Origin of the sequence: Streptomyces sp. NPDC048718, from assembly GCF_043198875.1 — a bacterium.
Taxonomy (GTDB): domain Bacteria; phylum Actinomycetota; class Actinomycetes; order Streptomycetales; family Streptomycetaceae; genus Streptomyces.
This window is the reverse complement of record NZ_JBICVG010000009.1, coordinates 1-17,500: the sequence shown is the minus strand read 5'-3', so window position 1 is coordinate 17,500 and position 17,500 is coordinate 1. Positions and strand designations below refer to the sequence as shown.

The 17,500-nt window shown below is 71.9% G+C and carries 14 protein-coding genes (1 of these 14 cut by a window edge); 8 read left to right on the top strand and 6 right to left on the bottom strand.

Features of this window, described 5'->3' with window-relative positions; all coding sequences use genetic code 11:
- Positions 1-3,203 carry the 3' portion of a transcription-repair coupling factor gene (gene mfd / locus ACGFRB_RS18470; protein ID WP_393244200.1) on the top strand. Its footprint begins 346 nt before the window's first position, so 3,203 of the gene's 3,549 nt are visible here — the last part of the coding sequence; the start codon falls outside the window, past its left edge; the stop codon is at positions 3,201-3,203.
- 161 nt (positions 3,204-3,364) lie between these two features.
- Positions 3,365-4,114: an N-acetyltransferase gene (locus ACGFRB_RS18465; protein ID WP_393244198.1), complete on the top strand. Its 750-nt coding sequence runs from the start codon at positions 3,365-3,367 to the stop codon at positions 4,112-4,114.
- Between the two features lie 143 nt (positions 4,115-4,257).
- Here the strand turns inward: ACGFRB_RS18465 and ACGFRB_RS18460 are convergent, their stop codons facing one another.
- Both ACGFRB_RS18460 and ACGFRB_RS18455 read right to left on the bottom strand, forming a co-directional pair.
- Positions 4,258-5,034: a hypothetical protein gene (locus tag ACGFRB_RS18460; protein ID WP_393244196.1), complete on the bottom strand. Its 777-nt coding sequence runs from the start codon at positions 5,032-5,034 to the stop codon at positions 4,258-4,260.
- 144 nt (positions 5,035-5,178) lie between these two features.
- Positions 5,179-5,979: a DUF4352 domain-containing protein gene (locus tag ACGFRB_RS18455; protein WP_363003124.1), complete on the bottom strand. Its 801-nt coding sequence runs from the start codon at positions 5,977-5,979 to the stop codon at positions 5,179-5,181.
- A gap of 237 nt (positions 5,980-6,216) precedes the next feature.
- On the opposite strand from ACGFRB_RS18455, the gene ACGFRB_RS18450 reads away from it, so the two are divergent.
- The 3 genes from ACGFRB_RS18450 to ACGFRB_RS18440 all read left to right on the top strand — a co-directional run bounded on the left by ACGFRB_RS18450 (position 6,217) and on the right by ACGFRB_RS18440 (position 10,984).
- Positions 6,217-8,442, top strand: coding sequence for an N-6 DNA methylase (locus ACGFRB_RS18450; RefSeq protein WP_393244612.1), 2,226 nt, complete (start codon positions 6,217-6,219; stop codon positions 8,440-8,442).
- Between the two features lie 230 nt (positions 8,443-8,672).
- Positions 8,673-9,314, top strand: a complete 642-nt coding sequence (locus tag ACGFRB_RS18445) for a hypothetical protein (RefSeq protein ID WP_393244194.1) — start codon at positions 8,673-8,675, stop codon at positions 9,312-9,314.
- The gene (locus tag ACGFRB_RS18440) at positions 9,311-10,984 is read left to right on the top strand and encodes a protein kinase (RefSeq protein WP_393244192.1); all 1,674 of its coding nucleotides are present in this window, start codon (positions 9,311-9,313) and stop codon (positions 10,982-10,984) included. Before ACGFRB_RS18445 ends, ACGFRB_RS18440 begins: the two co-directional genes overlap by 4 nt.
- Positions 10,985-11,016: 32 nt before the next feature.
- Here the strand turns inward: ACGFRB_RS18440 and ACGFRB_RS18435 are convergent, their stop codons facing one another.
- Positions 11,017-12,447: a globin domain-containing protein gene (locus tag ACGFRB_RS18435; RefSeq protein ID WP_393244190.1), complete on the bottom strand. Its 1,431-nt coding sequence runs from the start codon at positions 12,445-12,447 to the stop codon at positions 11,017-11,019.
- A 231-nt stretch (positions 12,448-12,678) separates the two neighbouring features.
- On the opposite strand from ACGFRB_RS18435, the gene ACGFRB_RS18430 reads away from it, so the two are divergent.
- From ACGFRB_RS18430 to ACGFRB_RS18420, 3 genes are all read left to right on the top strand, one after another.
- A complete protein-coding gene (locus ACGFRB_RS18430; protein WP_363003132.1) occupies positions 12,679-13,104 on the top strand; it encodes a hypothetical protein in 426 nt (141 codons plus the stop codon).
- A gap of 464 nt (positions 13,105-13,568) precedes the next feature.
- The gene (locus tag ACGFRB_RS18425; RefSeq protein WP_393244188.1) at positions 13,569-14,828 is read left to right on the top strand and encodes a hypothetical protein; all 1,260 of its coding nucleotides are present in this window, start codon (positions 13,569-13,571) and stop codon (positions 14,826-14,828) included.
- Between the two features lie 130 nt (positions 14,829-14,958).
- Positions 14,959-15,510 carry a hypothetical protein gene (locus ACGFRB_RS18420; RefSeq protein WP_393244186.1) on the top strand — a complete coding sequence of 184 codons (552 nt, stop codon included), beginning with the start codon at positions 14,959-14,961 and terminating at the stop codon, positions 15,508-15,510.
- Here the strand turns inward: ACGFRB_RS18420 and ACGFRB_RS18415 are convergent.
- The 3 genes from ACGFRB_RS18415 to ACGFRB_RS18405 form a co-directional block, all read right to left on the bottom strand.
- Positions 15,497-15,769 carry a DUF397 domain-containing protein gene (locus ACGFRB_RS18415; RefSeq protein WP_393244184.1) on the bottom strand — a complete coding sequence of 91 codons (273 nt, stop codon included), beginning with the start codon at positions 15,767-15,769 and terminating at the stop codon, positions 15,497-15,499. The genes ACGFRB_RS18420 and ACGFRB_RS18415 overlap by 14 nt on opposite strands.
- A gap of 139 nt (positions 15,770-15,908) precedes the next feature.
- The gene (locus tag ACGFRB_RS18410; protein WP_393244182.1) at positions 15,909-16,097 is read right to left on the bottom strand and encodes a DUF397 domain-containing protein; all 189 of its coding nucleotides are present in this window, start codon (positions 16,095-16,097) and stop codon (positions 15,909-15,911) included.
- On the bottom strand, positions 16,079-16,924 hold the full coding sequence (locus ACGFRB_RS18405) for a helix-turn-helix domain-containing protein (protein ID WP_393244180.1): 846 nt from the start codon (positions 16,922-16,924) through the stop codon (positions 16,079-16,081). Before ACGFRB_RS18405 ends, ACGFRB_RS18410 begins: the two co-directional genes overlap by 19 nt.
- Positions 16,925-17,500 lie beyond the last annotated feature (576 nt).

Below are 17,500 nucleotides of genomic sequence, written 5' to 3'. Positions count from 1 at the left end.
CGCCGGACGACCCTGCGGCGGGCAAGGTCAGTGTGGTGGTCGCGCCGGTGCGTTCGGTGCTGCAGCCGCAGGTGAAGGGGCTGGGCGATCTGGAGCCGGTGGCGCTGCGCACCGGGCAGCAGGCGGATCTGGAGCAGATCGTCGCGGGTCTCGCGGCCGCCGCGTACTCGCGGGTCGAACTAGTGGAGAAGCGGGGCGAGTTCGCGGTCCGCGGCGGGATCCTGGATGTGTTCCCGCCGACGGAGGAGCATCCGCTCCGGATCGAGTTCTGGGGCGACGACGTCGAGGAGATCCGTTACTTCAAGGTGGCGGACCAGCGGTCGCTGGAGGTGGCGGAGCACGGTCTGTGGGCGCCGCCGTGCCGTGAGCTGCTGCTGACGGACGAGGTGCGGGAGCGGGCCGCGGCGCTGGCGGAGGAGCATCCGGAGCTGGGCGAGCTGCTCGGGAAGATCGCCGAGGGGATCGCGGTCGACGGCATGGAGTCGCTGGCTCCGGTGCTGGTGGACGACATGGAGCTGCTGCTCGACGTGCTGCCCGCCGGGGCGATGGCGGTGGTCTGCGACCCGGAGCGGGTCCGTACCCGCGCCGCCGATCTCGTCGCGACGAGCCAGGAGTTCCTGGCGGCGTCGTGGGCGGCGACGGCGGGCGGCGGCGAGGCGCCGATCGACGTGGGCGCGGCGTCGCTGTGGGGGATCGCGGATGTCCGGGACCGGGCGCGCGAGTTGGGGATGATGTGGTGGTCGGTGTCGCCGTTCGCGGCGGACGACCCGTCGGCGAACGGGGGTGCCGACACGCTCAAGCTCGGCATGCGTGCCCCGGAGGCGTATCGCGGGGACACGGCGCGGGCGCTCGCGGACACGAAGGGCTGGCTGGCGGACGGCTGGCGCACGGTGTACGTGACGGAGGCGCACGGCCCGGCGTCCCGTACGGCCGAGGTGCTGTCGGGCGAGGGGGTCCCGGCCCGGCTGGATCCGGACCTGCCGGATGCCGCCGCGCTGTCGCCCTCCGTCGTCCATGTCTCGTGCGGGTCGATCGACTACGGCTTCGTCGATCCGGCGCTGCGGCTCGCGGTGCTGACGGAGACCGATCTGACCGGTCAGAAGGCGGCGGGCAAGGACGGCCGGCGGATGCCGGCGAAGCGGCGGAAGACGATCGATCCGCTGACGCTGGAGGCGGGCGACTACATCGTCCACGAGCAGCATGGTGTGGGCCGCTACATCGAGATGGTGCAGCGTACGGTGCAGGGCGCGACGCGCGAGTATCTGCTGGTGGAGTACGCGCCGGCGAAGCGGGGCCAGCCCGGCGACCGGCTGTACATCCCGACGGACCAGCTGGAGCAGGTCACCAAGTACGTGGGTGGCGAGGCGCCGACGCTGCACCGGCTGGGCGGGGCGGACTGGACGAAGACGAAGGCGCGCGCGAAGAAGGCGGTCAAGGAGATCGCCGCCGATCTGATCAAGCTGTACAGCGCGCGGATGGCGGCGCCGGGGCACGCGTTCGGCGCGGACACGCCGTGGCAGCGGGAGCTGGAGGACGCGTTCCCGTACGCGGAGACGCCGGACCAGCTGTCGACGATCGCCGAGGTCAAGGAGGACATGGAGAAGTCGATCCCGATGGACCGGCTGATCTGTGGCGACGTCGGTTACGGCAAGACGGAGATCGCGGTACGGGCGGCGTTCAAGGCGGTGCAGGACGGCAAGCAGGTCGCGGTCCTCGTGCCCACCACGCTCCTTGTGCAGCAGCACTTCGGTACGTTCTCCGAGCGCTACTCCCAATTCCCGGTCAATGTCCGGGCGTTGTCGCGTTTCCAGACGGACACGGAGGCGAAGGCGACGCTGGAAGGCCTGCGCGAGGGCTCGGTGGACGTCGTCATCGGCACCCACCGTCTCTTCTCCTCCGAGACGAAGTTCAAGGATCTGGGCCTGGTCATCGTCGACGAGGAGCAGCGGTTCGGCGTCGAGCACAAGGAGCAGCTGAAGAAGCTGCGCGCCAACGTCGACGTCCTCACCATGTCCGCCACCCCCATCCCCCGGACGCTGGAGATGGCGGTCACCGGCATCCGCGAGATGTCGACGATCACCACGCCGCCGGAGGAGCGCCACCCGGTACTGACCTTCGTCGGCCCGTACGAGGAGAAGCAGATCGGCGCGGCGGTCCGCCGCGAACTGCTGCGCGAGGGCCAGGTCTTCTACATCCACAACCGGGTCGAGTCGATCGACCGTGCCGCCGCCCGGCTGCGCGAGATCGTGCCGGAGGCGCGGATCGCGACGGCGCACGGCCAGATGTCCGAACAGGCCCTGGAGCAGGTCGTGGTGGACTTCTGGGAGAAGAAGTTCGACGTGCTGGTGTCGACCACGATCGTGGAGTCCGGCATCGACATCTCCAACGCCAACACGCTGATCGTGGAGCGCGGCGACAACTTCGGTCTGTCGCAGCTGCACCAGCTGCGCGGCCGGGTCGGCCGGAGCCGCGAGCGCGGCTACGCCTACTTCCTGTACCCGCCGGAGAAGCCGCTGACGGAGACCGCGCACGAGCGGCTGGCGACGATCGCCCAGCACACCGAGATGGGCGCGGGCATGTACGTGGCCATGAAGGACCTGGAGATCCGCGGCGCGGGCAATCTGCTCGGCGGCGAGCAGTCCGGCCACATCGCGGGCGTCGGCTTCGATCTGTACGTACGGATGGTCGGCGAGGCCGTGGCCGACTACCGGGCGTCCCTGGAGGGCGGCGTGGAGGAGGAGCCGCCGCTGGAGGTGAAGATCGAGCTGCCGGTCGACGCGCACGTCCCGCACGACTACGCGCCGGGCGAGCGGCTGCGCCTGGCGGCGTACCGGGCGATCGCCTCGGCGAACTCGGAGGAGGACGTCAAGGCGGTACGGGAGGAACTGACCGACCGCTACGGCAAGTTGCCCGAGCCCGTCGAGAACCTCCTGCTCGTCGCCGGCCTGCGGATGCTGGCCCGCGCCTGCGGCGTCGGCGAGATCGTGCTCCAGGGCCCGAACATCCGCTTCGCGCCGGTGGAGTTGCGCGAGTCGCAGGAGCTGCGCCTGAAGCGCCTGTACCCGCGTACGGTCATGAAGCCGGCCGTCCACCAGATCCTGGTCCCGCGCCCGACGACCGGCAAGATCGGCGGCAAACCGGTCGTGGGCCGTGAACTCCTGGCGTGGACGGGCGAGTTCCTGGCGGAGATCCTCGGGTCCTGACGGACTCGTACGCTCGTCCCGTCCTGGTGTGGGCTCCGGCCGGCGCGCCGGGACGGGACGAGCGGCGCGCGGTCACGGTCGCTGTACGGATCGTCGGGGAGCGCGGGCGCCTCAGGTAAATCGTTTCTCCTGATCAGTGCCCTGCCGCTAGCCTGCCCCGCATGGATCTGAACATCACGACTCTCGCCGAACGTCCGGGGCTTCTGGGCAAGCTGTGGGACATGAAGCACCTCTGGCCGGAGTTCATGATGCACGACCCGGTCGGCTGGGGGTACATGGGCCGGATCGTCACCGACTTCCCCGAGTACGTCCTGGTCGCTACCGACGGGGCGGACGGCCCGGTCGTCGCGCGCGGGTTCAGCGTGCCGTTCCGGCTCGCGGCCGAAGAGCGCGGCGAACTGCCCGACACCGGCTGGGACCAGGTGCTGCTCTGGGCGTTCTCGGACCTGCGGGCCAAGCGCGAGCCCGACACCGTCAGCGCGATCGAGATCACCGTGGAGACGAGCGTGCTCGGCCAGGGCATCTCGCACCGCATGCTGGCGGCGATGCGCGCCAACGCCCAGCGGCTCGGCCACACCGAGCTGGTCGCCCCGGTCCGCCCCAACGGCAAGCACCTGGAGGCGCGTTCGTCCCTCCATGAGTACGCCTTCCGGACCCGCGAGTCCGACGGTCTGCCGCACGACCCGTGGCTGCGCGTCCACGTCCGCGCGGGCGGCACGGTGGAGAAGGTGGCGCCCGCGTCGATGACCATCGGCGGCTCGCTGGAGCAGTGGCGCGGCTGGACCGGCCTGCCGTTCGACACCGACGGCCCGGTCGAGGTCCCCGGCGCCCTGATCCCCGTGCACTGCGACACCACCGCCGGCTACGCGGTGTACGTCGAGCCGAACGTCTGGGTCCGCCACCGTCTCTGAAGTTGTTCCACGGAAGCACGCGAAGGGGGTGAAGGCCGTTCCCCGGTGACGGCCTTCACCCCCTTCGCGCACTTCCGGATCCCCCCGGATCCTGGATCCCCCTGAGTCCCCCGGACCCCCTGGGCCTTACCCCCTCGGGCCGGTCAGCCGAGCATCTTCTCGTCGACCATGTCCTTCTTCGCCGGAGCCGTGACCCGCACCGGCTTGCCGAAGTCCGAGAAGCCGATCGTCCCCGGCTCCTTGCCCCCGGTCACGCCGATCTTCAGGAGGTACGGCGTGCCCTCCGTCGCCACGTACGCGGTGGTCTTCTCGCCGCCCTCGCGCTGGGTGAGGACCAGCGCCTTCTTCCCGTCGAGCGTCGTCTCCGCGTCCTTCACCGTGCCGGCGCCGGAGGAGGTCTCGAAGTCGGCGAGGAGTTCGTGGAGCCCGCAGAGATGGAGCATGTCCTTCATGTCGGGGTCCTTGGGGTCGACCTTCATCCAGCGGCCCTTGAGCTCCTTCAGCACGGCCGCCTGGACCTCGGCCGACTCGCCCTCGACCTGCCCCTTGATCATCCGCTCGTCGAAGCGGATGTAGGCGGCCTTGTCGGCGGTACGGATCAGGTCGGCCGAACCGGTGCCGCCGACCTGGATCGTGCCGACGCACCGGCCCTCGCGGTCGGTGGAGACCTTCGCCTTCACGCGGCCGTCCGACATGCGCATATTGACGTCCATGGTGAGGGAATCCGCGCCCTTGGTCGCCGCGAGCGCCTTGTCGGATATCTGAGCGCCCGTCATGTTCCCGAACGGTCCGGTGGCCTCGGGCCCGGACAGGGGGCCGCACGCGGTCGCGCCGAGGGCGAGGGCGGCGGTGCACAGGGCGGTGGCGGTGAGAGCGGCGCGGCGGCGGAGGCGGCGGCGGGGTCGGCTGGCGGCGAGCATGGTGGTTCTCCGTGCGAGAGGGGGAGGGGGCGGTGCGGGTGTGGCGGATGCTTCAGGCGATGCGCAGGGTGCGCGCGGTGTGCCCGTGATGCGTGTGGTGCGCATGGTGCGTGTGAGTGATGCGTATGAGCGGTACGGAGGCCGTCAGCCGACCTTCAGCTCCCACTGCGAGCCGTCGTACGCGAAGCCCGGGCTGACCTCGACCGAGAGGTCCTTGGCGTCGGCCGGGGCGTCGAAGGCGTAGGTCGCCGTGGCCTTCTTGCCGGGCAGGATGGCGCCGCTGAAGCCCTCGCCGACCTTCTCGTCCGTGATCTCCCCGGCGTCCTTGCCCTCGGCGCCGGCGCGGGCGGTGAGGGTCGTCAGGGTGCTGTCGAACTTCTTCTTGCCGCCGTTCTCGATGGTGACGGTGACCTGGTACGCCTTGTTGCCCTTGGTGTGGCCGATGGCGAACTGGTCGGGCGTGTACGGCGTGGCCTCGGAGACCGTGACCTTCAGATCGTCGTCGTAGACCGAGCTGTCGCCGCCCGCGAGCGCCTCGTCCTTGGCGCTGTCGCCGCCCTTGCCGCTCCCGCCCTTGCCGGATTCCTTGCCCGGGGTCTTGGGGGCGGTGTCCTTGACCGCCTTGTCGATCTCGTTGACCGCGTCGCTGACCGCCGTGAACGTGATGACCGCGCCGACCACCGAGAGGATCAGGGCCGCCAGGCCCAGGAGGGCGCCGGTCAGCGCCATCCCCTTGTTGTTCGCCTCGCCGCGCTTGGCCCGGCCCCGGCCGACCAGGCCCAGGATCAGCGCGATCAGGCCGAGGATGCCGGCCATCCAGAAGAACAGCGGGATCAGGCCGGAGACCGTGCCGATGATGCCGAGGATCAGGGCGGCGGTGCCGAGTCCGTTGCGCATGGCCGCCACCGGAGCCGGGTGCTGTGGGAGCTGCGTGTCGTACGACATGGGTGTGTCCTCCCGGACAGTGAATGTCTGGCGCGATGGGTCAATCACAGCAGAGCGTGTGAACCGAGTCAACACGGTTCACGGAAAACGAGTCGGCTCACGCTGTGAAGGGTTGTCGAGCGTGTTCATCAGTAAGATCGGGAGTCACACAGGGCCGGACGAGAGGAGTGGCACATGCGGGAGAACACGGAGCGCCCGGAGCGCCCGGACACCCCGGAGAACACCGCCGGGGCCGAGGTGACCGCCGCGGGCATCGCCCGCCTCGCGGGCGTCGGCCGGGCCGCCGTGAGCAACTGGCGCCGCCGCCACTCCGACTTCCCGAAGCCCGTCGGCGGTACGGAGACCAGCCCGTCCTTCGCGCTCGGCGAGGTCGAGGCGTGGCTGCGCGACCAGGGCAAACTCGCCGAGGTCCCGCCGCGTGAACGCGTCTGGCAGCAGATCGCCGGCCACCCGGCGGGCCCCCTCGTCGCCCTCGCGCACGCGGGCTGCGTCCTGCTCCTCCTCCGCGACCGGCCCGCCGCCCGCCCCACCCTCGCCGCCACCCCCGACGAGCGGCTGGCGGAGGTCCTGCCAGGCCCCCTGGACGAGGTGCTGACCGCGCGCCTGGGTGCCCAACGGGCGGTCCGTACCCCCACCGCCCGTGACCTGGCCCCTGCCGTCCCGCTCCTGCGCGGGGTGACCGAACTCGCCCAGGCCGCGGCGGGCGGCCTGGGGGGCCCCGGCCCGGTCTTCGAGTTCCTTCTCGGGCGCCAACTCGACGCCAATCCGCGTCAGTTCACCCTCACCCCGCCCGGCCCGGCCGCCCTGATGGTGGCGCTCGCCGGCCGGGCCGCCACCGTGCTCGACCCCGCCTGCGGCACCGGCGCCCTCCTCCGCGCCGCCGCCACGGCCCAGGCCGCCCAGGCCGTACCGGGTGCGAAAGCCCCCGAGGCAGCCCCCGCCTTCTACGGCCAGGACGCCGACGCCGATCTCGCCGCCCTCACCGCTCTGCGCCTCGCCCTCACCGAGCCCACCCCGGCCCCCACCCCGGCCTCCGAAAGTCCCGACGGCCCCGCAGCCCCCGAGGTGCGCGTCCTGCCCGGCGACACCCTCCGCGCCGACGCGTTCCCGTCCCTCGCCGCCGACGCCGTCGTCTGCCACCCGCCCTTCAACGAGCGCAACTGGGGCCACGACGAACTGGCCTACGACGCCCGCTGGGAGTACGGCTTCCCGGCCCGTACGGAGTCCGAACTTGCCTGGGTCCAGCACGCCTTGGCCCGGCTGCGCCCCGGCGGCACCGCCGTCCTGCTGATGCCGCCGGCCGCCACCTCCCGCCGCTCCGGCCGCCGGATCCGCGCCGACCTGCTGCGCCGGGGCGCCCTGCGCGCCATCGTCGCGCTGCCGCCCGGCGCCGCGCCCCCGTACGGCATCCCGCTGCACCTCTGGGTGCTGCGCCGCCCCGTCGCCGGGGCCCGCCCGCCCGCCGAACTCCTCCTCGTCGACACGGCCGGTGCCTCCGGCGCCGCCGCCCAGACCGGCGCCGCGAACCCGGCGACCGGCCCCGGCGCGAGCACCGGCACCGGGGGCGGCGGGGGTGGCCGGGACCGGCTCGACTGGCCCGCCGTCGAGAGCGCGGTCCTCGCCGCCTGGCGCGCGTTCGACGCGGACGGCACGCTCGCCGAGACGCCGGGCGAGAGCCGTTCACTGCCCGTGGTCGACCTGCTCGACCAGGACGTGGACCTGACCCCCGCCCGCCACCTCCCGCCGCCGGCCGCCGCCGAGGGCGCGGCGCAGCTCGACCAGATCCGCGCCCGGCTGACCCAGACCCTGCTCCGGACCCGCGAGCTGACCCCGCCGCCCGCCGCCGACACCGCGCTCGCGCCCGGTGCGGCCGCCCCGGGCCCCGGGCCCGTCACGACGGTCGGCGAACTCGCCCGCGCGGGCGCCCTCGTGCTGCGCGCCGGCGGCTCCGGCACGGTCCGCGCCGGGGCCGCGCCCGTCGCCGTCCTCACCGACACCGACGTCCTCGCCGCCCTCCCGCCCTCCGGTGTGCTGTCCGAGGCGGCGCCGGGTGAGAGCGCCGAGGAACCGGCGCTGCTCGCCGCCGGCGACGTCGTCGTGCCCGTCCTCGGCGGCGGGGCGGTCGCCAGGGTCGTCGACGCGGCCTCGGCCGGTGCCGCCCTCGGCCGCAACGTGCACCTGCTGCGCCCCGACCCGGCGGCGCTCGACCCCTGGTTCCTGGCCGGGTTCCTGCGGGCGACCGCCAACAGCCGTCAGGCCAGCTCGTACGCCTCCACCGCCACCCGGCTCGACGTCCGCCGCCTCCAGCTGCCCCGGCTGCCGCTCGCTCAGCAGCGGCGGTACGGCGCGCGGTTCAAGGCCCTGGCGGAGTTCGAGGAGGCGCTGCGGCTGGCGGGCCGGCTCGGTGAACAGCTGATGCAGGGTTTGTACGACGGCCTGGCGGACGGCACGGTCGCTCCCTGACCTGACCCTGATTCGCGCTCGGGGGCGCCCCCGAGCAGCCACCGACGTGCCCCGGGCGGTCCCGCGACGCGCCCCGGGGCCGCCCCTGACGTGCCCTGGGGGGCGCCCCTGGTCCGTCCCCGATCCGGGCGGTCCGGGCCCCGGCCCGTACAACCCTTGGGCCCCGGCCCGAGTCCGTGTATACGCTCGTCTCAGATGTCTTCGACAGCAGGTTCGAACCGGGAGCAGGAATGTACGGCCAGGGCTTTCCGCCGCCCACGCCGCCGCAGCGACAGCGCGGTGTGCCGGCGTCGGTGATCGTGCTGCGGGTGCTGTTCGCCCTGCTGCCGCTGCTCTCCCTCGGGCTGCTGACCTGGGGTACGGCGCTGCGCATCGCGCTGATGACCCGACGCGTCCTGGACTGGGTGCTGTTCGTGCTGTCGGTGGCGGTCTTCGTCGTCGGCATCGTGCTGATGCCGGACGAGAACGACACCTCGCTCACGGGCGATCTGATCGTCGGGGCGGTGCTGCTGTGCGCGGTGGCGTTCACGGCGTACTTCCTGGTGGTGGATCTGCGCCAGGGCGGCCGCCGGCGGCCCCGGCGGGCCGACGTCCGGCCCGGATTCGCGCCTGTGGAGCCGTACAACCCGTACGCGCGGACGGTCCCGCAGCAGGCTCCGCAGCTCCCGCCCCACCAGTTCCACCACCTCCAGACCCAGCCCGGATACGGCTACCCCCAGCCCCAGCCCCAGCCCCAGCCCCAGCCGACGGCCATGCCCCCGGCCACCCCGGCCGTTCCCCCCGCCCCCTCCACCGCCCGCATCGACCAGGTCCGCGCCGAACTCGACGAGCTGAGCGACCTGCTGCGCAAGGACGAGGGCGGCGGCCGGTGAACGGTCGGATCATCGCGGGCCGTTACGAGCTGGCCACCCTGATCGGCCAGGGCGGCATGGGCCAGGTCTGGACGGCGTACGACGGACGGCTCGACCGCCGGGTGGCCGTGAAGCTGCTCCAGCCCGCCGGCCTCAGCGGCCCCGCCACCGCCGCCGACGAGCTGCGCCGCCGTTTCGTGCGCGAGTGCCGGGTGACCGCCCGGGTCGACCATCCCGGTCTGGTCACCGTGCACGACGCGGGCAGCGACGGCGACGACCTGTATCTCGTCATGCAGTACGTCCAGGGCGCGGACCTCGCCGACCACCTGGCCGAGAACGAGCCGTACCCCTGGCAGTGGGCGGTTTCCGTCGCCGCCCAGCTGTGCGCGGTGCTGGCCGCCGTGCACGCGGTCCCGATCGTGCACCGCGACCTCAAGCCGGGCAATGTGATGGTCCGCCCGGACGGTTCAGTCACCGTCCTCGACCTCGGTGTGGCGTCCGTCCTGGACTCCGACACCACCCGCCTCACCCACACCGGCTCGCCCATCGGCACCCCCGCGTACATGGCGCCCGAGCAGGCCATGGGCGGGGCCGTCGGCCCGTACACCGATCTCTACGCGCTCGGTGTGCTGCTGCACGAACTCCTCAGCGGCACCGTCCCCTTCGCGGGTTCCACCGCGCTCGGGGTGCTGCATAGGCATCTGTACGAGGCACCCGAGCCGGTACGCCGGACCCGCCCCGAGGTCCCGGCGGAGCTGGAGGCGCTGGTACTGCGGCTGCTGGCGAAGGATCCGCAGGACCGGCCGTCGGGGGCGCAGGAGGTGTACGAGCGGTTGTCGCCGCTGCTGCCCGCGCACGGCGCACCGGGGCCGTCGGCGCCGCTGGATCCGACCCGGCCGTTCCGCCGGCCGCACGCGCCGTGGCCGGAACGCGCCACGGCCCCCCAGCCCGCGCCCGTACCGGTGCCCGCGCCCGTACCGGTGCCCGCGCCCGTGCCGGTACCCGTGCCCGCACCCGCGCCGCCGAGCCCCCCGCCGTTCGCCCCGGCAGCGGTTCCGGCCGCGGACCCGAGGCTGTTCGTGTCCGGCCCCGCCTTCACGCCCGTCCCCGCTCCCACCCCCGCCCCCGCCCCCGCGAAGCCGGATGTGGCGGCGGCCGTGGACGAGGTGAAGCGGCTGCTCGGCGAGGGGTCGATCACGCGGGCCGTGGACGTCCTCGGCGGCATCCTTCCGGCCGCCGCCGCCGAGCACGGCGAGCACTCGCCGGTGGTCGGCATCCTGCGCAAGCAGTACGCGAGCACGCTGATGGACGACGGCCAGTACCGCCGCGCCCTGCCCGAGCTGCGTCGGCTCGTCGCCGACCGCGAGGCGGCGGCGGGACCATCCGATCCGCAGGCCCTGCGGTTCCGTTACGACGTGGCCCAGTGCCTGGAGCAGGTGGGCGAGACGGGCGCGGCGCTCGCGGAGTACCGCGCCCTGCTGACGTACCACGAGCCCGGCGAGCGGAGTTTCGACATCCGCTACCGGATCGGTCTGCTGCTGCTCGCGACGGGCGATCACGCGGCGGCCGCCGCCGATCTGGGCGCGTTGCTGTACGACGTCGAGCGCGCGCACGGCCCGTATCACCCGCTGGCGGCCGAACTGCGTCGCGCGCTCGACCGCCAGCGCCAGATGGGTGGCCCTTACCGCTGACCGCGCACGCCCTGTCGTCCCTTAGGGGATCGTCAGAGCTGGGCCGCCGCCCCGGCGGCGAAGTGCGTCTGCGCGGGCGCCGTGAACCCCTGGGTGGTCAGGCCCTGCGGGGCCGAGTGGGCCGAGGGGACGGAGTGCGCCGAGGGGGTGTTCTGGGCGCCGCCGGTGGAGGTCACGGGCAGCGGGTCGTGACGGATCCGGTCCTGCGGGACGCCCGCCTCCGTGAAGCGCCAGCCGGCCGAGGCCACAAGCCCGGCCGGACCGCTGACGAAGACGGTGTGCCGCGACCAGTCGGCACCCCCGGCCCCGGACGTGGACCCGGAGCCGGACGCGGAGCCCGAACCGGCGGCCCCGGCACCGGCCTTGAGGACGGTGTCCATGAGCAGGTCGCCGTGGCGCCCGTCGTCGATGACGCGGGTGACGCGCAGCCACGGGCAGCGCTCCTCCAGACGCGCGAGGGCGGTCTCGTCGTACAGTTCCGCCTCCGTCCGCGAGCCCAGGAAGAGGTGCGCGGACAGGCCCGCCGGGCGGCGGTGGGAGAGCTCCTGGAGGAGGCCCTTGGCGCTGGCCCAGCCGGTGCCGCCCGTGACGATCAGGATGTCCCGGTCGAGCTGTTCGTCGAGCGTGGCGTGGCCCTGGGCGGGGCCGAGGCGCAGTTCGTCGCCGACGCGCGTCTGGGTGACGAGCGCGTCGCTGACGCCGCCGGGGCCGGTGCGCCGGACGTGGAACTCCAGCTCCTCGCCGGGCACACAGGCGGGGGTGTACGGCCGCCAGGTGTGCGGCAGCATGGGCGATTCCACGCGCGCGTACTGACCGGCGCGGAAGGGGTACGGCTCGGCCGGCCGCACCCGGATGACGGCCAGGTCGGCGCCGCGCCGCTCGTGTTCGGTGACGGTCGCGTTCCACGACACGGGCTCGCCGACGGCGCGTTGGGCGCCGTTCACCATGGCGGCGGAGACCGTACGTGTCATCCGGACCCACGCCTGCTCGGCCTCGGCCGTCCAGGCGTGGCCCGCGCACGCGCGCAGGGCCGTGACCAGAGAGGCCTCGAACACCTCGTAGTGCACGGGAAGAACCCCGAGCCTGCGGTGGTCGCGGCCGAGCTGGGCGAAGGCCGCGGTGAGCTCGTCCGGCCGGTCGAGGTGGTCGATCATGTACCAGAAGGCCTTCTCAAGGTGGGCCTGCTGGAACTCCATCGAGTCCGGGAAGAGCTGCCGCAGATACGGGTGCTGGCTGAACATCGCCTCGTATAGGCGGTTGATGAGCGTGCCGAAGGGGGTCACCGCGGCGAGGCTCCGGGTGATCGCCTCCTGGTCGGCCGCGCCGTCGTACGGCTGGACGGGGGCGGGCGGGTGCCCGTTGTCCCCTCCAGTCGAACGGGAAGGCCGAAGGAGGTTGTCCCGCAGCTTCATCGCCTCACGTCGGGCGAGGAGCGCGTGGTAGTCGTCGTGATGACCGGTCATGTTAAAGATCGAATCGCGGGCGAGTTATCCACAGGGAGGGCCGTTCGGCCCTATGAGGTGGGGTCGTCCGACCTCTGACCGACACACCGCCCCTGAGGGTGTGATGTGCGCCGCAAAATTACGAGTCCGTATCTGATTGGGTTTCGGATCGATCTAGGTCCTTTTTGGTCTGTTTGTGGTCTGTAGCGTGCGTGTTAGATCATGTCCACGCCGTTCAAGGATGATTCCGCGATGACTACGCCTCCGCAGTCCAACCCCTTCGCCGACCCGCAGGGTGCCCCGGTTCCGCCTCAGGCGCCGATGCCCGCTCCCGAGCCGGCTCCGCAGAAGAAGGGTTCCGCCGTACTGAAGAAGGTCGGCGGCTTCGTCGCGATCCTCGTCGTCGGCACCGCCGTCAAGCTCGGCATCCCGTACCTCACGGGTGACGCCCCGGTCCACGCCGAGGTCGGCGAGTGCGTCACCGTCACCGGTTCGGAGAACGACCCGAAGGTCGACACCACCGACTGCTCCAAGGGCGGCGCCGACCTCTACAAGGTCGTCCAGGTCCACAAGGGCACCTTCGACCTCGACAAGTGCGGCGACGAACTGTCGGCGCTGGCGCAGGAGCTCGGTCCGGACAAGTTCGTCCTGTGCATGGAGCCCGTCGAGAAGGACTGATCTCGCGCGCGAGCGGCAAGGGCCTCGGAAGGGGCCGGTCTTCGGACCGGCCCCTTTGGCATGTCCGGGTCGGGGGCGGGAGCGGGGGCCGGGGGGAAGGGCCGGAAAAGGGCCTGGTGGGGGGCCGGAACGTGGAAACGCGCGGGGCGGTCGTGAATGTTCCGGTGGCACACGCGATCAAAGACTTAAGTACCGGAGGGAAGTACCCAACCCCACCCCACCCCTCCTCCCCGTGGCAACGCTTGAGGTGGTTGTCACCTGGATGGGTGAACTGTGCCAAGTGGTCTGGATTTGCGGTCTGTTGCGTGCCATATGCTCGCCCTCGCCAAGCTAAAAAAGTCGGCCCCCGGCGGGACTTGCACTCCCGAGCCGAGGGCCTGACCAACGAGGAAGCAGACACCTTCCTGATGGATACCCAGAACCTTAGCGGGGGCCGCCGTGCCCTGCCGCAGAACCTCCCGACTGTGACCCGATCCGGTGTCATTCACGTCAACGTGAAGCTCACGTACGGGTATTCGTGCGTCGCCGACGAACTGGCCCAGCACGAGGAGCTGTCGCTGACCGCCATCGGTCTCGGCACCCACATCCTGTCGCTGCGCGACGGCGAAGCCGTGGACATCCGCTCGCTCGCCGGCCGCTTCCCCGAAGGGGAGATCCGGATCGCCTCGGCGCTGCGCGAGCTGGAGGAGTACGGCTACCTGCACCGCTTCCGGGAGAAGCTCCCCAACGGCAAGATCGTCAGCCGCACGGTCTTCTACAACCACCCCGACGCCTACTGGAACGCGATCGCGGGTCTGGGCGACGAGATCGACGGCGAGGGCGACGGGGAACCGGAGTCGGAGCCGGAGTCGGAGCCGGAAACGGATCTTGAGTCGGAGCCCGAGCCCGAGCCGGAGTCAGAGTCGGAGTCGGAATCGGACCTTTCCCCGGAGGAGCAACGCTTCCTGGAAGCCGCCCTGGACGTGGCGGCGCAGGGGCCCGCGTGGCCGTTGCGGGCAAGGCTCGTACCGCAGCCGCGGACCGGGCCCGCGCCGGCGGCAAAGAGCGCGCCGGAGGCGCGCTGGGATCCGGAGTGGGAGCCCGAGCCGGGGGTGGAGGCCGTACCGGCCGCCGAGCGGCCCCGGACGCCCGCCGCAGAGCCCGGCTCCGAGCCGGACGCGGACCCCGCCCTTGATGCGGATCCCTACTCCGACCCCGGCCCCGATGCGGACCCCGACGCGGGCCCCGAGCCGGATCCCGACCCCGACCCCGAGCCGCCTTCGGGGGGCCGTGCACCGGCCCGTAAGGGTGCACCCCGTGCGGGGAGGCGCACGTACACCTCGGGTGCGCGGCCGAAGCGCCAGGCCCCGGACATCCCGCCGCCCTCCGGCCCCGCCGCCGAACTCCTCATGAGCCTGCGGCGGTACGACCCCCGCCTGTTGCTCTCGGCGCGCGATGTGCACAAGCTGGTGCCGGGGGTGAACGCGTGGTTCGCACGCGGGGCCCATCCCGACGGCGTACGCCACACCCTCACGGCCCTCCTGCCGGACCGCCTGGCCTACCCGGCCGGCCTGCTCGCCTACCGCCTGAAGACCATGCTGCCGCCACCGCTCCCGGTCCCGGCCAGGGCGGCGGGGCCGATCCCCCTCCAGAACTGCGACAGTTGCGACCGCGCCTTCCGCTCCCCGCACCCGGGCAAATGCGGCGGCTGCCGCTCCCAGGGGGAGCAGCGGACCGCCGCCTGAGCCGAGAGACCGAGGAGACGGCGACGAGCGCACGACGGGTGCGCGCAAGCCCTGCCGCAGGCCCGCTGACCACCCTTACGATCAAGCGGGAGGGGGCATCACACGCGCACCCCGGACAGAGGGGCTCGTCATGCGGTCGATCACTTCACGGCCGGTGTTCCGGCGGCTTGTCGGTACGGTCGCCGTCGGCGTGGCCCTGGCCACGACCTCGGGGTGCACGGTCCCGGTGGACGCCGTCGCAGGCATCTCGGTGTCCGGCGAGGGGCACCCGCTCGGCGTGATGATGGTCTGCGGTCATCACATCGACGGCGCCACGCTCTACGTGAGCAGCGAGGACCCCGACCTGGACGTGACGGTCGGCTCCTGGGCGTCCGACCGCCACCTTAAGCCGGGACTGACCACCTGGCCCCTGGACACCCCCGCCGACGGCTGGACCACGACCACACCGCTCGCCTCGCTCACCGCCGAGACCGTCTATTCGTTCTACGGGTGGACCAAGGACAACTCGTGGTCGGCGAGCAGCGTTTCCTTCACCCTGGCCGACCGCGCCCGGCTCACCCCGGGGATGGTCCTCTATGACGACGGCGAGGAGTCGACGGCCCTGGTCCCGATGGAGGAGTTCAAGGCGAAGGCGTGCGCCCCGGAGAACGGCACCATCACCGTGTCCCCTAAGGGCACTTGATCCCCTTCACGAAGGCGCCCCACGCGGTCGCCGGGAAGACGAGCGCGGGCCTGTCGGGGTTCTTGCTGTCGCGGACGGGGACGAGGGGGAGGCCGTCGGCGACCTCAAGACACTCTCCGCCGTCAGCGTTGCTGTAGGAACTCTTCCGCCAAGAGGCGTGGAGGAGGAGGTCGTCGGACACCTCAAGGCACTGCCCGCCGTCGGCGTTGCTGTATGAGCTTTTCCGCCAGGTGAGGTGACTCAGGTCGACGGATCGCACGGCGCTGCCTCCGGAAGCTAGGGAATCGGCTCGCATCTCGGCGGCGAGTTTTCCCCCGCCTGCTGATCGTCATGCCGAAAATGCGGCGGGTGCCTCACCCCGAGAGGGGAGGCACCCGCCGCATGGATGGAGCAGTCGACTACTTGACCCCGTCGACGAAGGTTCCCCAGACGCGCGCCGGGAAGACGAGCGTGGGGCCGGTGGGGTTCTTGCTGTCGCGGACGGGCACGAGGGGGAGGCCGTCCGAGACTTCGAGGCAGTTGCCGCCGTCGGCATTGCTGTATGAGCTTTTCCGCCAGGTGATGTCACTCAGGTCGACGGATCGCACGGCATCTCCTTCAGGATTATCATGATGAACTCCCGTGTCTGGTCCGGGGAAAGGGCCAGATCGCGCGTCCGATCGTAGTCGAGTTGCAGACGCTGAACAGCGGCCGAATCTTGAACGAGATCCCCCGTGTGAGCGGTCTCCACATAGGCCACAGAACGCCCATCCGCCAGCCGGAGGAAGATGACGTCAGTGTTCATCAGCGAATGGAGTCCGGCTGACTGGAGAACGACCTGGAGGGTGATATTGCTTCGCTGGCTCATGGCCAGCAGGTGTTCTAGCTGTTCGCGCCACTCGTCCTGGCCACCCAGCGGTGGTGTGCGCAGGACGGTCTCCGACAGGATCGCTCGGAAGGGTGGTGCGCCGGGACCCTCCAGCAGCTCGCGTCGCCCTATACGCGCCCGAACCTGACTTTCCAGCTCGTCGCCTTCGAGGCCGCCCGACTTCAGCTGGGCGCGAGCGTAGCTCGGTGTCTGAAGCAAGCCCGGGACGCCGCCGACCGCGTTGTACCAGAGGCTCACCGCCTCAGCCTCAAGCGCCATGTACCGCCGGTACCGCTCCTTGAACTGCGTCGGATCCCCCAACGCCAGCTCCCAGAGCGCCAGGAGCAGCCCTGGCACCTTGTAGTACGTCTCCAGCGCCTGGATGACCTCCGGGCCGCCGATCGTCTCGCCTTTCTCCATCTTGGAGAACAGGGACCAGTCCCAGCCCAGCGCGTCGCCCAGGGCCCGGAAGGTCAGTTTGTGGTGTAGCCGCAGTTGCCGCAGTTCCTGTGCGAACCGCGTGCGCGGTTCCTGACTGCGGCCCGTGATCACCCTTCTTGGTGGCATCACGCACTCCCTCTGGAAGGTGTGGAAGTACCGGAGCGACGCCGTGAGCGACGTCCCCTGATCCGGCTGTGCCAGCCTGCCCAGGGTCCATTCTCGACATGCCCCACTACAGAGGGTATTCGCCGAGAGGACCGGTTGTCATGGAATGCGGCGCTTTTGTGTATGACGAAGTGGCGGGCGTGGTAGGGGAGTTCCGTGGTGATGACGGACCGTATGTGATGCTGCGGCCTATCGGCGGCGGGCGGGAGTGGCAGGCGGATCCGAAGCTTGTCCGGCCCGCCACCCAGGCCGAGCGGCTGAGCGCGGGGGCGCGGGTGGCCAACGATCGCGCGCGGGCCGCCGTGGCCTCGTACCAGGACCGGGAACTGCCGCCGCTGCCCGCGCCCGTACCGGGCTGCGCGGTCTGCGACGACCTGGCCGAGCTGCGGCGCAAGGCGCGGCTGCGGCACGACGGAAGCGCCGAGACTGACACCGTCGTGGGGGGGGGGGGGGGGGGGGGGGGGGGGGGGGGGGGGGGGGGGGGGGGGGGGGGGGGGGGGGGGGGGGGGGGGGGGGGGGGGCGGGGGGGGGGCGCGG

What these genes read in the sequence shown, in the direction of transcription:
- ACGFRB_RS18465 (WP_393244198.1), top strand. Translation starts at nt 3,365, where the DNA reads ATGGATCTGAACATCACGACTCTCGCCGAACGTCCGGGGCTTCTGGGC.
- ACGFRB_RS18445 (WP_393244194.1), top strand. Translation starts at nt 8,673, where the DNA reads ATGTACGGCCAGGGCTTTCCGCCGCCCACGCCGCCGCAGCGACAGCGC.
- ACGFRB_RS18420 (WP_393244186.1), top strand. Translation starts at nt 14,959, where the DNA reads ATGCGGTCGATCACTTCACGGCCGGTGTTCCGGCGGCTTGTCGGTACG.
- ACGFRB_RS18455 (WP_363003124.1), bottom strand. Translation starts at nt 5,979, where the DNA reads ATGTCGTACGACACGCAGCTCCCACAGCACCCGGCTCCGGTGGCGGCC.
- ACGFRB_RS18460 (WP_393244196.1), bottom strand. Translation starts at nt 5,034, where the DNA reads ATGCTCGCCGCCAGCCGACCCCGCCGCCGCCTCCGCCGCCGCGCCGCT.
- ACGFRB_RS18405 (WP_393244180.1), bottom strand. Translation starts at nt 16,924, where the DNA reads ATGCCACCAAGAAGGGTGATCACGGGCCGCAGTCAGGAACCGCGCACG.
- ACGFRB_RS18435 (WP_393244190.1), bottom strand. Translation starts at nt 12,447, where the DNA reads ATGACCGGTCATCACGACGACTACCACGCGCTCCTCGCCCGACGTGAG.
- ACGFRB_RS18430 (WP_363003132.1), top strand. Translation starts at nt 12,679, where the DNA reads ATGACTACGCCTCCGCAGTCCAACCCCTTCGCCGACCCGCAGGGTGCC.